Origin of the sequence: Roseburia sp. AF20-18LB, from assembly GCF_003461185.1 — a bacterium.
Taxonomy (GTDB): Bacteria; Bacillota; Clostridia; order Lachnospirales; family Lachnospiraceae; genus Roseburia_C; species Roseburia_C amylophila.
On the sequence record NZ_QTWP01000002.1, the window covers coordinates 251,531 to 265,810 of the forward strand.

A 14,280-nucleotide genomic window follows, 5' to 3' on the forward strand; every position below is an offset into this window, starting at 1 on the left:
ATGCACTTTATCTACTTCAAATTTTATATTCTGCTGATTTATCTACTGATTCTGATACTATTCTGATAATTTTACATATTGTTTCTCTCAACTTCGCTCATTTTTATGAGCGAAGTTTCTTTATTTCATCTGCACTTTTCGGTAACTTACATTATTGGTATTACCCACCGCTTCAACCGCACCACACTCAACTAATATCTGCATATATCTCCATGCTGTAGTTCTAGATTTATGCGTCAATTCCATTACTTCCTGAATGTTGATAATATCTTCTTTAGCTAACCATTTAATAATCGGTTCCAGTTTTTTATAATTCTTCTGTTCCAAAACTTGTTCCAAACTCGTTTCAAAACTCGTTTCATTTTTCATTTTACAATCAGATATATTAACAATTTCTAATTCTTCCACAGCCTTTACAAAAGCTTCATGAACAAACAGCCTCGTTATAAAATAACTTCTATCCTCATCCGTCTCAAATTCCGGCTTTGGAGAGCCATTTGCTTCTAAAGCATCCAAAATCTTCTTGAATCCGGTGTTTCTACCTTCTGTTAAATGCAATTCTTTTAAGAAGTCACCAATCCGACGATTTCTATATCGGCGGTTTGATACGCGATAGCTTTTTAACCCTTCAATCGTTACAGAGCGATCAGGTCCCGGAAAGCTAACAATTTCTATTCTGTCATTTTCAACACGTACCTCGATTGGCTCGCGCTCATCATAGGCACGGTGATATACAGCGTTCGATAATGCTTCCTCCACCGCTGCATACGGAAAATTAAAGAAACGATCTGCTTCCGCCCTATCAGGATGTTTTACAACTTTTTCTGTTATAATAACATTTTTGATATACTGCAACGCATCCCGAAGTTGTTGATGAATTGGTCCTTTAAAAGTTTTCTCGATAATATCATCACCACCAAGTCCACTCGGGAACTGAACTACATCAATCTGGGTATACGGAAAGAACTTGTCCGGCTCCATGCTAAAGAACATCAAACCCACATTCTTCGGCTTAATGTATTCTGGCAAGGTGCTAACAATATTCATATCCTGGCACACTTCAACAAAGTCCCCCGTTTTTGATTTCTCATACAAAGAGCTTTTAACCTCTTTCAGGTAATTCTGAATAAGCGTAATATTTAAATCCGACATCTCCGCCTTATGATTTACTCGATCGTCAAACGGAACCCTATTTGCAAGGTTAAACAAATCCTTTTCCTCATCATCGGTTGGTTCCACAGAATTAGAAGACTTACGAATATAGTGAATACGCTCCTTATTATCCTTATCCATTGTTTTTGGAGATGAATATGGGCGTGTTTCACCACCAGGACACCAAATCACTATAAAAGTCTTATTCTGGTAAGTTTCTACACCAATAATCGGCATATATGCAGGTCGAATAAGCTTACATTTTGCAAATATTTCCTTCTGATATTTATCAAGCTTTTCAGCTGGCACACCCTTTAGCGGGTATACCGGGCGGCCATCCTCTTCCTCCACGCCTATGACAATATAGCCACCGCCCCAGTTATCAAGGTCATTGGCAAACGCACAAACAGTTTTCAAGGAAGCTGCCGGATCCCATGTTTCTTTAAATTCAATTCTTGCCCATTCGACGACTTCGCCGGATAGTAATGTTTTTATATTTGTTAGAATTGCCATGATTGTACCTTCCCTTCTGACCAAAAACTAATTAATTACATAAAGTATCTAAAATCATATGGTCTATCATAAACAACTAAATCTTGCTTAGCAACCCTCGATAATGTCTTGGCAAAATCTAGCGTTACAGGCAAAATTTTATATAATCCGTCCCCACTATTCCAGTTCATTTTTGTAAGCATTAAAATCTCATCTACCAATTCTTCTGCCGAAGATTTTCCCATAAATCTTCTTACCAATAATGGAGCTGGTATTCCCCTTCCACCTTTATAATAATTCATATTCTTTCCTGCCAATTCTTCGTGTTGAACACTGCCATGTGTCCAAACAAGAAATGTATCTTTATCGAGAGGAATGACCGTACCCCTTTGAATTGGAAATGGTGCGACATTATCATTTTGAAATCTAATCGCTCTCCATGCAGTAAATTCTTGAATTTGCAACAACTCAATATTATCTACACTTGCAAAACCTTTTGTTATGCCTTCCATTTCTTCCTTAGTAAAATGAGTTGTCTTATGTATTACAATTCGATTCAGTTTATGCAAAGGAATTGATTCATCATAAATTTTTTTCAAATTATTCATCAAACGACAAGCATCTTCACTTCTCATATAAGGATTCTTCTGTATAATCTGTGGATTCTTTAACGGACGCAGGTATAATTTCATGCCATTTCCTTCCGAATCAAATAGCTGACTGCAACCAATTGATATTCTTTCATTATTTTTTACTGATTGTACATAGCTTAATCCAATATATGCTGTATCATATCTTGTTGCTTTAGGCTTCCATAATTTTCCTATAGCTTTTGCATATATAGCAGTAGAAAGCCCCCAAATAATTTTTGCCATATCACTATTAGTATGGACAGACCGTTCTTCTATTATTTGTGTAACAATACCCTTCCCTGCACAATAAATTTTAAGTGAGTCATGTAAATCAAAATAAATTTTATCGTTCTTTAACTCCCGCATTTTACTTAACTGTTTAGGTATATAAATTATCAAAACATCAAATTGATGCCGTTCTCTTTCTAACCTATCAATATATTGACAAATGACATTAAAATATCTTTCAGCATCCACCTCTAATGCTTTACTTAATGAATATCCCATAAATCTTTTTACATCATTTCCATTTGGTATATCCAATCCGCACCTAAATACATTTTGAAAACCTATATATTCAGGCAAAAATGCCCCATCCTGCTTTAACTTTGTGGCATGATACATATTCAGTTTATTTAGGTGATTCCATATATCTTCTGCACATTCTCTCGGAGACAGCACCGCTAACCTGATACTTCTATTAGCATATGCTTCTATTGGACCATAATTAATTAATCCTTTTAATTGATTAACTGCCACACAACCATTATTTTCATAATCAAAAATGAGTTCAGGTTCTTTTGCTTGATAACATTTATCAATACTACCTGTTCCTGTAAATCGCATTCGTGTTGTGCTAAATTCTAAAACAGCATTTCCTAATTCAAAGAGTAACTTTCCATTCTTTGATAGTTTCTGTATCCATATCTCTATTCTTTCATTTATCTGTTTGTTATACAGTGTTGACATTTCACTGTTCACTATATTCTGATACTCGAACCGATTTAGTTCATTTCCATTACTTGTTAACACATGAACTGTCGGCAACAAATTCATAACCACATTGCCATCAACAAATGATATTGTTATTTTGATTGCATCATAAACAAAGCAACCATTCTTAAAACGCTTGCTGTCTTTATCAAAGTACTTAGTTTTCCCAAAAGAAGAAAAGCCTGCACTCAACAAATGATATTCTATAATCTCATAAAACATACCCAAAATATCTGAATGTTCCAATTTCATCATATATGTTGGAATATCCATTTCTTCTATATCACTAATGTTTTTATCTGCAAATGCCTCTAATATTCCACACTTACTTCCCAATGCCCATACTTTTCCTTTATGTAAAATAGCGACGAAAGAAGCATTTATTGTTGCTCTCAATTCTTTCCACGAAGTGATGTTGGAACTAAACACATAACATTTTCTTGGGAATTGCACTGCTGGTAATGCATTAGTTATCGCCGTTGCAGTGTGTCTCCCTATCGCATCGTATAAAATATCTTGTTTTTTATCATTATCCTTCCACAATTTATCTATACTAGCGTTTTCCAAATTCATAGCCACATACAGACTATACATCAAACTATCGAAATCATCAATTTCAACAACAGCTGATTGTTCATTTCTCGTACAGGCTTTATCCATAAAATTGCTTGCTCTTAAACCCAACTCCTTTCCCTTGGGTTTACACCAATATATACCCTTTTTTATCTCTCCTGCTTCAACCAACCCTTCCAATACTGTCATCACTGAGTTGTCATTACCAGCATATCCAACTATTATTAGACCATTTTCTCTTATAGCGGCTTTCCATATTTCCGCAATTTTATCTTCTAACTCCTGTAATTCTATCTCTGTATTTTTTAATTCATCAAACAAATAATCTCCGTGCAATTTTATTATATTAGGAAATCCCTCATACAACGAAAATCCTACACTATTACTAACGGCTGAGGAAATAGTTTTAATTGAGATTCCCGAATCAATAGCATGAATACCCGCCTGTACTAAATCATCAAAATTAGTAGTTGAAACCAAATCAATCTTCCCATTAATTATTAATTCACCCATACACAAATATCCTAGTGCCGGTTTTACATCTCGAACTTTATCTTGAATATAATACTCTCTATCTCGTCTTAAAGGATAACACTTTTCAAAATAGAAAGAATATTCTTGAGTTGACCACAATTCTGGATATCCCTCTTGCCCATCAAAGTATGCCTGAATCTCTTTCTGTACACTTTCTTTTGATAAATCTCCGTACACATTAGTTCTTACATTGTGTGCAGCACAATACAAGTTCCTCTTGAAGTCCCACACCATTTGTCCGCCAGACGGTATATTTGATGATACTGATGCCCCTGCTCCCAGAAGGAAAGACATACTTTTATTAGGCTTAATCTTAAAACTATTCACAAATGTATTGGTGTCCATTGTTCTCATATTTTTCCTCCTGATATTATGTTATTTTAAAGATATCCACATGCGCACATTGTTAAATGCAACTTTGTTCAACTTATTATTCTTCTACAAATACACTTCTCGTATCAATTCCATTACCTTCTCTACAAGCTTATCTAAGCTATTCCCTTTTGCCATCGCTGATATATCTTCCTTATCATCAAAGCAATGCTGTAAAATCACTTTCACTATTGTTTCATCCCTCAGCTCTTGCTCTGACAGTTCTTTTATATGTTTTTCTATTTCTATGGCAACCAATGCAATCTGTTCACATTTTTCATATGAATTACCCATGTCTTCAGCAACCATGTTTCCATACTCTTTTTCATATGGATTGAAACCATAAAATGCTCCCGTAGCAATAGGGCATATGGCGTCATATATTAATTTAGCTCCAAGTTCCCTCTTTATCTGTTTCGGATATATAAGCTTTCCTTTATCCGATTTCATCTCCATTTTAATTTCTGCTGCTTGACTAGCTTTAGTAATTCCTCGCAAGTATGCCATCATACGATTTGCAAAATTTGTACTATAAACTCTTTTAACCGCTACGGCCGGAATATATGTTGTAGGATCCTTTACCTTTTCGTTTTGTAGATATAAATCATACATTTCTTCAGCACATAATTTTACAACGGCAATATTTTCTAAGGTTTTATCCCCGATATTGTGTAGCATCTTCATTTCCACATATCCATAATCTGGCTCAGCCAATTCCTGCGGGCAAAAAAACATATTCTGTACATACTTATATCCCTGTTTTGTAATGAAATCATCATACGCAAGTTGATATAGGTACTGCTTAGTAACATCGCCAACACCCGGTTGCCCGGTCACTTTATATTTCCCATTAACCTCATTAAAATCTATACAATAATACTTTGCATCATATATGCCAAAACAATATTCTGTATCATCGCATGGATATATACATATTAAATCCGGTTTTAAAGTATCTACTTTTCCATCGGTAACATACGGATTATTTTTATGCCACTGCGGTTTATCTATTATACTTATCAACTTCTCATTTTTACTTGCTTCATAGTCTTCAGACAAGCCAAGAGGAAGTTCATATAGTTTTTTATCCAACACACTTCCAAAATTTTCTGCACATACTTTTTCCCATACCAAATTAAAACTATTTGTACCATACAAACTGAAATTCAAATCATCCTGATTTGCCTTATCATTTGCAATATATGTATAAATTGTTTTCAGCAGTGTCTGCTTTCTTGTCACAAACTGTATCCGTAACTCCTGCTCCAGCCGATACTTAATATAATCAACATCACCAAAATCATCTAGCTGCGCACCTGTAAGTTCAACCTCTGCTATATCAAAAAGTTCCAAAATACCAGTTTCTTTCAACTCCAATGCACACTGTGTTAATACGCATTCATGCAATCTTTTGATATAATCCATCTCATCATCTACTGCGTTCTGTGTTTGAAGTTCCACATAATATGGACGATTGTTCTGAATCAAAGCAAATGTTTCGTTTATTGTCTTGTCCCATAAAATTTCGCCCTCTCCATTTGTTTCAATAACATCATGTTGATTCGTATAAAGCCCATATTGAAAATACTCTTCCAATAAATGTAATGAAACTGCTAAACGATTAAATATCTTGTTATCCTCTTCGCCATTATACAAATACACAAGTTGCTCTTTGTCATTATATTTCTTGATGACTTTCAATACCTTCTTCAATTGCTCAGTAAGTTCTATCGTAGAGGATATGTATTTAGGATAACATTTAAATACATACTCCTCTACCATCACAACCCCCACAAAATCAAATACATACTGAATTTCAATATTATTTTCCACAACATCTGTTAGTACAATATCCTGATTAGACAGATCCTCGTATTCAGGTTTTGCTGCCTTAACCGCCTTTACAATTCCATACTTTTTTAGAATTCCCACAAGACGTTTTGTTTCTTCCATTTCAATACCAAGTTCTATCGAAATCTCATTCAGTTTATAATGTTTTAGTTCCCGAAAGAAACCTTTCGCCATGTGTCATCACCTCTTTACTCTTGTCCTTCTTTTTCAATATACTCAATATCACTGATTCCGAACAATCCTTCGCCCTTCTCCTCAAATGTTTTACATATTTCAGAGAAAATCATTTTTCCTTTATGTCCTTTAAATATATTTGCCGGACGCATTTTCATAGCATCTTCAAACAGATACATAATAACTTTACTTTCAAATGCCTTTATGAATCTATCTTCTTTTTCACAAGCACTCTCCAACATACTTTTCGAGATAAAGAAAGGCCCTAATAATTTATCTTCATTAACTTTACAGTCGTCAGATGATAAAATATCATTGATACGTTCACGCAAATCATTCCACTTCACATATCTACGATGCTCCTTATCTCCGATAGGGATGATATATTTTTCAACTTCCTTTGCTTCATCATCAACACCTATATATTCAAACTCCCATCTACGTTTAAATGCTGTATCCATCGGAAATACACCTTGATCAGCACTATTCATAGTTGCCCAGATAAACATATTATTGGGAATTCGCATCTCCTGATACAACCTACTCTCTTCGTCTGAAAATTCATCTATTCTCTTACCTTTCAAGCATTCCAAATTGTTCATTAAAAATACCTTTATATCTTCACTTGTTGCTATTGGATATTCGCTCACTCCACTTTTTCTATCGAGCAACTGGAACACATCTCCAAATACTGCTGCAACATTTGCTCTATTTATTTCTTCAATTAACAATAAATACTTCTCTTCTGGATGATTTATTGCCTGTGTATATATTCTCATGAAAGGTCCCGGAACATATTCATAAGATATTTCTTTACCGCCATTTCCAGGTTGCAAATTCAAATACGGTCTAATAGCTTTTCCATGATTTCTCTCCACGGTATTATCAGTATCTGTCCCATCCACTTTTTTTGTTTTAAATACCTCATCCGTATATATGCCTAACAATATTGGTAATCTTGTCAGACCTTCACCTTTAAACTTATCATATAGCAAATCATATTTTTCCTGTGCTGTCTTAGATTTGTCCTGCAAAATTGCTATAACTTTCTTCTTTTCATCATCAGTTAACCAATCAAGATCGTTCCTTGTCATAGTAGGTTTATAAGTACCAACAAAATTTGCATACGAATAACTAGGATGGAATGTCACTCGCTCTACATTATTTCCAAAACATTTGCTATCCAATTCAAGACGATGACTTTTACCTGTTCCCGGGGCTCCGAAAACTATACGATTATATACATCATCCTCTGTTTTCTGCTCCACAGACACAACATCTGTTATACTGTTCATATAGGGTCTACTATCAAAATATGTAATGTAATTTATAAGAGTATCCGGTTTATCGACACCATTCTCTCTAATCTTAATAAATGCTGCTTGATATATTCCGGACTGATGACATCCATTGGCACATCTAACAAAATTACTTTCTTTTCCTTTCGCAATATAGGAGTCCAAATAATCAAACATACTTCTCAAATCTCTTCTCGATGTTTCATTGTCAATATTTGTTTCTATAGCCAAAATATAATCATGTGGATCATAATTAACAATATTCTTAGCCATTGCGTTTTCTTTTGAAAAAATTGTTAATAAGAAAAATCTTTTCTGATTATCTTTAGCATATTGATAAGCCTCTCTTGTTTTGTCCATAAATACACGAATTTGTGGCTTTGATCTATCAGTTCCGGTTATACCAATATCCACATAGCCTACCACCACTTCTTCTCCCGAGGGCAGCGCAACAATATCTGTATTTTTATTATCTAATTTCCCGATGTATTCACTTTTTGTTTCTAATAACGTTCTATCAAATTCTTTAATATTTGCATCAATGAAATCTCTGATAATCTTTGTAGATGTCATAGCCATATATTTCATCTCCTTTTGGTTAATAATTTGTCACAACAATGTGCATAGCTTCCGCGTTAAATCGATTTCTTATATTTACTGCATATCTCTTAGGATACTGGTGTCGTATTAAGCCTCCGTAAAGTTCCTCAGTTAACGGTGTTCTTCCTATAACCATCATCGCTCTACACTGTAAATTTCTAAAATTATTTGCTAACCTACGATGCTCTTCTTCATCAAATCCATTTTGCATATCTATATTACCATAGTCATTAAATATACAATCATATGGCGGATCTAAGAACATAAAATCTCTGTCTCCAGCCATTTCAAATATATTTTCATAGTCCACATTAAACAACTCCGCCTGTTGTAGTAAACGACTATGATCTTTGGTAACTATCTGCGTATTAAAATTTACATATCTACCGAATGGTACATTATATTCCCCATTTTTGTTATAACGTATCATCCCTGAATATGCTGTCTTATTGATAAAATAGTAAATCGTCCCTTCTAAATACTCTCTATCCATCAATCCGTTAAACATATTTCTTATCCTATAGTATAACTCTTCATTTCTGTTTTCGACCCTAACATCTGGTGACAATAACTTTTCTCTTCTATATGCCGCTTGATTTTCATCATATATCAGCTGAAGTGCCCCTAGCTCCGCAGCAAGTTCATCATAATTATTTCTTACTTCAGCATAAAAATTCATGAGTTTTGCATTAATGTCATTTACAATTGCATGTTCTGGCTCTAGGTCAAAAAACACTGCACCGCCGCCCAAAAATGGTTCAATATATCTTTCATATTCATTAGGAATATACTGCCTGAACTCTGGAAGTTCTCGACTTTTTCCACCTCTATATTTAACTAACGTTCTCATATTTTATCTACCTTTCACTCTACAGCGCACTCTTTCCGCTTTTAACCCATTCATCAACTTCGGAAAATTTAAATTTCCAAAGTCTACCTACTTTATGAGCTGGAATATCTGTCTTCTTTATCCAACTTCTTATCGTATCTTTAGTTACGCCTAAGTATTCTGCTGTCTCTTCTAAGCTCGACCATTTTTCATTCATTTCTGACATTACTTTTCCTCCGCTTTCTAGAAATGAGCATAATTACCCCAATATATTCTATTGTAATACATATGCTCACATTTCTCAACTGGAATTTTAGGTTTTAAGTATGATTTAGTGGTATTTATTAGTTGTTACAAACAAATTAATAAACTATATTATTGCCTTGTATTTCTGCATATATAAACAAGAGGGAGGTACTTATCACCTCCCTCTCACCCACTTCTTATCACCATACCTACGTTCATCATCCGCATTCTGCTTCTCCGCTTTCTTCATCGTTTCCTCATAGATACTTTGATAGTCTTCATATACTTCTGCACCATACAGATTAAGCCCCAACTCTTTCAACACCAATCCATGCAACTGCAGATTATAACGGTTATCATCAATCCTAAACTTAAATATTCTCGCTTTATCCATAATTGACAGACAATCATATGACGTATAAGATTTCCGAATCACTTCGGCAATCTCATCAGCACGTTGTTCTATAGTTTGTTCAGCCGTCTCATTTACATACACATTCAAATCCTCTAAATCAACAGACTCATTAATAACAGTTTCCGGCACAGTCGTAACCGCTTCAAGCGTATCATATTCTTCAACATCAAATTCTCTTTTATCCGTTTCATCAGAAACCGCATAAGTTCCGTATTCCGGCCCCCGAATATCATATGCTTCATCCTCCAACATAGGTTCTGCAACATCTACAGGTTGTTCTTCCACAACCCTATCCGTATTCTCTACAATTCCAAACTCCTCCGTAATATCTCTCTTCTGATAATTGTACATCATAGGAACGACTTCCTCAGCGCCATAGTCAAGTTCCTCCGCTTCATCTACATAGCCATATGCATATCACTCTTCGCCCTTTTCTTTTCAGCTTTAAGATTATCAAGTTCATTAGCACTTTCCGAATTCCAGATTTGATATTCCTTGAAGTCTTCCACAGTCTTGCATTTCCTTTTACGGACATAACGTTCTTTGTAAATCTCCTTCTGCTGACTGTCTACTTCTGCTAAAGTCTGCTTTGCTTCGTCATGCAATCGCATAAGGTCGGTAACACTCGATATATCATTCTTACAAATAAAAAGGTATTGCTCCTGTAAAAACTGCATTCGCCTAATTTCCTTTGCCATATCTGCCGAACGATATTGATAACACTTCTTTTCTATCAGCCCCAAACGATACATTTTCGCATAATACTTCTTCTGTAAGGGCGTCAAATTCGCACGTTTCACATACAGAACACTTTTCGTATTGTACCTTCTGTAATACTGACCATAACCATATTTCAGAATTGCGGGCAATTCTTCCTTTGAAAAGATAGTATCTAACTTATCCAATCGATGATAAAGTTTCATCCCTGGAATTCTTACGCTCAAATAATCTCTCCCCTTAAACTCATACCCCATCCTTTTCATCAGAAAAATAAAATGCTCTAAACTGCCTGCATAGGAAAGGCAAAGTCTTGCATTATCTAAAATATAATCTTTGAAACTCTGCTCATACTCCCACTTTTCCTTGGACATATTTACAGGTTCCTTAGCATATTCTGCCGGCATAATTTCCAGTCCAAACATCTCACAATACTTGTTTGTAGCTGGCTGCAAATGATGCTTCCAGTTGCCTTTCGGTGAATTATATTTCTGTCCTGTAACCAAATTCACACTATTCCAAATAATATGCACATGAGTGTGTTCTTTATCCGTATGAATACCATAAACTGTTTCATATTCACCGTTTAGAATGTCTCCTATAAAACCTTCCGCAACAATTTTTGCCTGTTCCGGTGTTACCGATTCTTCCGGCGGAAATGATATAATTACATGATATCCCTGTCGTTTCCCCGATTTACCATATAAGCTCTTTGTATCCAGCATCTGCTCATATGCAGTATCCGGCAGGCAGTTGACACTGCCCACCAGATGACATTGTTCCGTCTTATCCGGATTCTGAATATACCCTATGGTATTGAATTGTCAAGAACTTTTTCTAATGTCTTCGTATAGAAAAACTTCCCTTTTCATTTTTTCGTGTTATACTGTGTTCAACAGTCCATATAGGATCACAAAATGGAGGTAACTACACTATGACAATAGGTGAAAGAATAAAGAAAATACGGGTGTTCCGTAAAATGACAATGGATGATCTAGGCGGTGCTCTTGGCTTTGAAGGAAAAAATATGTCAGTCCGTATATCACAATACGAAACTGGTGCACGTATTCCCGGCGAAGATATGATTTTGAAGCTCGCCGATGCACTGCACTGCAATTACAAAGCTATTTCTGATTACAGCCTTGGTGCTGCAGAGGATATCATTGAAATACTTTTCTGGCTTGAAGAAAGTGCAGCTTCACTTCCAGCAAGAGGAAAAGGTACAAGATTTCCTGAGTACACTGCTCCCGGCAATCTGATTCACTTAACTGCAATGACTCCGGCAAAGCCATCTGAAACAGCCAGACCAACTTATAACGAAGATGATTATGACTGTGCAGGTGCACCTGTTGCATTAACTTTTGAATATGGATTGGTAAATGATTTCCTTTCGGAATGGTGTGAAATGAAAACGAAATTAAATAACGGAGAGATTTCTCCAAATGAATATTTTGAGTGGAAAATAACTTGGCCTCATGCATAGAACATAATGCCATCCGCTGTGCACCATCTCGATTCCGCTTCGCTACATCTCGATGGAGGGCGTTCGCCCTATAGGAATAGAAAACTGCTGTCTGTGGAATGCAAGCATTCCAAGCCATCATTTTTCTATTCCTGCACAGCTCACTTTAGTACCAAAATAGTACCGCAAGGCAAAAAACAAGCTCGCAAACGCCCATTTTACTAGGCTTTGCGAGCTTTTGAAAATTATTCAAACTCTTCCCGAGTTTTTTATCGGCAATTCATAAATGCTGATATTTCCTACATTTCAGGCATATCTATTTCGCTAAATATCGCTCTTTTCGCATCGTTTTCAAAACTTTTAGTAGCAAATTAGTTGCAGTATCTGCGCCGATAATTTTTCATCGGCTTGATATAATCTACTTTTTAATTACTCAAAATGAATAAATTCCTGTGGCTGTCAGGTTATCTATTACGCCTGCTACCACAGCCAAAACGAAAGGAGCATTACCATGAGCAATCAACATAAAAATCCAACCATCAGCTTCAGAATAAATGACGCAGAACGGAAACAAATCGAAGCCCGAATTCTTGCCAGCGGAATGATGAAGAAAGATTACTTTGTCCGTTCTTGTATCTACAATCGCATCTGTGTTGTTGGTAAGAAAGAAACCATATATCCTTTGGTACAGACTGTGAATGCGTTGTATCTGCGATTACTTGAAATGCAGAAGGCGTTTACCGGAGCTGATGCAGACATTGCAGTTAATGCTACGCCTGATACACTTCCTTCTTCGGAAGCTATTAAAGAATTACAAACCGAATATACCAATATGCTTACAGCTATTATCGACCTCTTGGATGGTGCAAAATATCTGTGGGAGAGAGACTGTCATGAACAACAAACTTAATTTCCGGTTCGGTATGTATGAACCCGCCACAGACTCCATTATCGTCAATACCGGAGAGAACTCCATTCTAGTTATCCGTTGCAAGGAATGTAATTCCTCTGTCGTCTTTGATGCCCCGAATGATATTGTCTATCTGTATCGGCTGGCAGAAGAAGCACCTCTGCTGTATGCCAAACTGGCATTGAGAGAAAACGGATTGCAGGATTATGTGGATGCGATGAATGAATTTAATTAAATTCTCTCATGTAGCTGCACAAATAATTAAATTGTGCAGCTACAACACACATTTATTTACCATGCCCAAAGAATCTTTTTATCATCTATACCGAGCATATCATCATGTTCAAATCTATATATCTCCCTATCTTCATTAATATACGCTACTTTTAAAAATCTTTCACAATCCTGTTCTTCAATTCTACTATAAGAAAATCCTATTCTACAAAAACCATGTTCTGTTCCTTTTGATAGATTGACCTTTATATCTACACTGTAGTCTTTATTCCAACTTATCCATTCCTCGCCATTCTTAGGATAATAAACCCTTATTATATCTTTAGCAAGCGTATCATTATACAACAAAAAATATTCCCGGTATAGCCTTTCTCTATCATTTACAATATTTACGATTTTATCGCCTACTATTTGATTTCTTATATCTTGATAATCCATTCCGTTCAATTCAAACCAATTATCTAAGATTGCCATTCCGAACGATACTGCTAGTCTTTTTTCAGTATTAAACGCACATAGTTCAACAGCTATGGTAAGAATAAAGCTACGATATAAATCGTCTAATGATTTACCGCTTATAAGCCATACAAAATGTCTTTGTATAGCAAGAGATTTTATAATATAATCGGCAAACGAATCATCTATTCCTTCCGTTGCTTCGCAAGCTTTCTTAACAGCTCTTTTCCATAAATCATTCTTCTTTAAGTCCTTAACTGACTTTAATATGTACTCAGTTATCAAGCTTATGGCTTTTTCGCTTATTTTATCAACTATTTTTCTCATATCCATCACCTCT

The 14,280-nt window shown here is 35.5% G+C and carries 12 protein-coding genes; 3 read left to right on the forward strand and 9 right to left on the reverse strand.

The genetic code is table 11. The features are described 5' to 3' along the window. Positions 1–120: 120 nt before the first annotated feature. The 8 genes from DWX65_RS05865 to DWX65_RS05900 form a co-directional block, all read right to left on the reverse strand. The gene (locus DWX65_RS05865) at positions 121–1,665 is read right to left on the reverse strand and encodes an ATP-binding protein (RefSeq protein ID WP_118173034.1); all 1,545 of its coding nucleotides are present in this window, start codon (positions 1,663–1,665) and stop codon (positions 121–123) included. A gap of 35 nt (positions 1,666–1,700) precedes the next feature. Beyond that, positions 1,701–4,730 (reverse strand): SIR2 family protein, encoded by a 3,030-nt coding sequence (locus DWX65_RS05870; RefSeq protein ID WP_118173035.1) that lies wholly within the window; start codon positions 4,728–4,730, stop codon positions 1,701–1,703. A gap of 84 nt (positions 4,731–4,814) precedes the next feature. After that, entirely contained in the window at positions 4,815–6,773 is a 1,959-nt protein-coding gene (locus DWX65_RS05875; protein WP_118173036.1) for an LlaJI family restriction endonuclease, read from the reverse strand. A gap of 14 nt (positions 6,774–6,787) precedes the next feature. Beyond that, a complete protein-coding gene (locus tag DWX65_RS15490) occupies positions 6,788–8,650 on the reverse strand; it encodes a hypothetical protein (RefSeq protein WP_118173037.1) in 1,863 nt (620 codons plus the stop codon). Positions 8,651–8,669: 19 nt separating this feature from the next. Beyond that, complete coding sequence (locus tag DWX65_RS05885; RefSeq protein ID WP_118173038.1) at positions 8,670–9,521, reverse strand: DNA adenine methylase; 852 nt, start codon at positions 9,519–9,521, stop codon at positions 8,670–8,672. 19 nt (positions 9,522–9,540) lie between these two features. After that, entirely contained in the window at positions 9,541–9,726 is a 186-nt protein-coding gene (locus tag DWX65_RS05890) for a helix-turn-helix domain-containing protein (RefSeq protein WP_199535036.1), read from the reverse strand. Positions 9,727–9,921: 195 nt separating this feature from the next. Continuing rightward, on the reverse strand, positions 9,922–10,515 hold the full coding sequence (locus tag DWX65_RS05895) for a hypothetical protein (RefSeq protein WP_118173039.1): 594 nt from the start codon (positions 10,513–10,515) through the stop codon (positions 9,922–9,924). Between the two features lie 44 nt (positions 10,516–10,559). Then, positions 10,560–11,690 (reverse strand): relaxase/mobilization nuclease domain-containing protein, encoded by a 1,131-nt coding sequence (locus DWX65_RS05900; protein WP_118173040.1) that lies wholly within the window; start codon positions 11,688–11,690, stop codon positions 10,560–10,562. Positions 11,691–11,812: 122 nt separating this feature from the next. Here DWX65_RS05900 and DWX65_RS05905 point away from each other — a divergent pair, with 122 nt between their 5' ends. The 3 genes from DWX65_RS05905 (at position 11,813) to DWX65_RS05915 (ending at position 13,485) form a co-directional block, all read left to right on the forward strand. After that, positions 11,813–12,361, forward strand: coding sequence for a helix-turn-helix domain-containing protein (locus tag DWX65_RS05905; RefSeq protein WP_118173041.1), 549 nt, complete (start codon positions 11,813–11,815; stop codon positions 12,359–12,361). A gap of 490 nt (positions 12,362–12,851) precedes the next feature. After that, positions 12,852–13,250 (forward strand): plasmid mobilization protein, encoded by a 399-nt coding sequence (locus DWX65_RS05910; RefSeq protein ID WP_118173042.1) that lies wholly within the window; start codon positions 12,852–12,854, stop codon positions 13,248–13,250. Then, complete coding sequence (locus DWX65_RS05915; RefSeq protein WP_118173043.1) at positions 13,234–13,485, forward strand: hypothetical protein; 252 nt, start codon at positions 13,234–13,236, stop codon at positions 13,483–13,485. The genes DWX65_RS05910 and DWX65_RS05915 overlap by 17 nt, the downstream gene beginning before the upstream one ends. A 56-nt stretch (positions 13,486–13,541) precedes the next feature. On the opposite strand, the gene DWX65_RS05920 is transcribed toward DWX65_RS05915, so the two are convergent. Next, a complete protein-coding gene (locus DWX65_RS05920; protein WP_118173044.1) occupies positions 13,542–14,267 on the reverse strand; it encodes a hypothetical protein in 726 nt (241 codons plus the stop codon). Between the last annotated feature and the right edge of the window lie 13 nt (positions 14,268–14,280).